Raw genomic sequence first — 1,190 nt, 5'->3', positions numbered from 1 at the left:
GCGGGGGGACGGTCGGCAGGCGCTGGGTCTGCGGAACCTCCCCGGGAGGGGCGGGAGTGGAGGGCGCTGCGGTCATGGCTGGAAGCATGCGCCCCTCGCCAGAGGCGTTCCTGGACGTCGACCGGATGTTCTCTGAACGAGGTGAGGCCGGCCCTGGAGCCCCACCCGTGGGCCGGCATCACCGCCGTGCGGCGGCCTCCTCGTCCTCCAGGCGCAGCGGGGCGTGACTGGGGTTGGACAGGGAGAGCACCGCCGCCGCGACCACCGGATGGGCGAGCAGTGCGTCCTCCACCCGCTGGAGGGCGACGGCGGCCAGGGACTCGACCTCGTCAGCCGCCAGGTCCACGGCGCCGACCACGGCAAGCCGTCCGGGGCCGACGTACTCGAGGTGCAGGTAGCTCACCGAGAGCACCTCCGGGCGTTCCAAGAGCCACCGCAGCACGCGCACCCGGACGGCCGGGTCGGCGACCTCGCCCACCAGGAAGGCCATGTTCTTGGAGAGCAGGAACACGGCGACCGCGCCGAGCAGCACCCCCACGAGGATCGACCCGGCGGCGTCCCAGCGGGCGTCCCCGGTCAGCTGGTGCAGGGCGATGGCGGCGGCGGCGATCCCGATGCCCACCAACGCGGCGGAGTCCTCCGCCCAGACGGCCCGCAGCGTCGGGTCGGAGGTGCGGGCCAGGAACCGGGACCGGCTCACCCGGTGCTCCTGCGCTCCGGCGCTCACCCGCCGGTGGGCGTTCCCGAAGGAGACCGCCTCCAGCACGAAGGCGACCGCGAGCACGACGTAGCCGATCAGGTGGCCGCCGCCCTCCTCCTCGGGGGCGGACCAGGCCGTGATGCCGTGCCACACGGAGACGGCCGCGCCCACCGCGAACAGGCCGAACGCCGCCACCATGGACCACACGTAGGCGGCGCGCCCGTAGCCCAGGGGGTGCCGCGCGTCGGCGGGACGGGCGGCCCGACGCTCCGCGACCAGGAGGAACACCTCGTTGCCGGCGTCGGCCCAGGAGTGCGAGGCCTCCGCCACCATGGCGGCCGAGCCCGTGAGCGCCGCGACGACCGACTTCACGACGGCCACCGCCACGTTGACCGCCAGCGCGATGACCACCGTGACCAGCCCCTCGGGCCGGTCCTCCGCCTGCGGCGGGGCGAGGGCGGGGTCGGACGTGGCGTCGCCGTCGTCGGGG

The 1,190-nt window shown here is 75.2% G+C and carries 1 protein-coding gene; it reads right to left on the bottom strand.

Annotated features, from left to right (window positions below; genetic code table 11):
* Window positions 1-178: 178 nt before the first annotated feature.
* The gene (locus MHY29_RS12130) at window positions 179-1,120 is read right to left on the bottom strand and encodes a cation diffusion facilitator family transporter (protein ID WP_370643537.1); all 942 of its coding nucleotides are present in this window, start codon (window positions 1,118-1,120) and stop codon (window positions 179-181) included.
* Window positions 1,121-1,190 lie beyond the last annotated feature (70 nt).

This window comes from Micrococcus sp. ACRRV, assembly GCF_022346985.1.
In the GTDB taxonomy this organism is placed as follows: Bacteria; Actinomycetota; Actinomycetes; order Actinomycetales; family Micrococcaceae; genus Micrococcus; species Micrococcus porci.
This window is presented reverse-complemented; position numbering and strand designations above follow the sequence as displayed.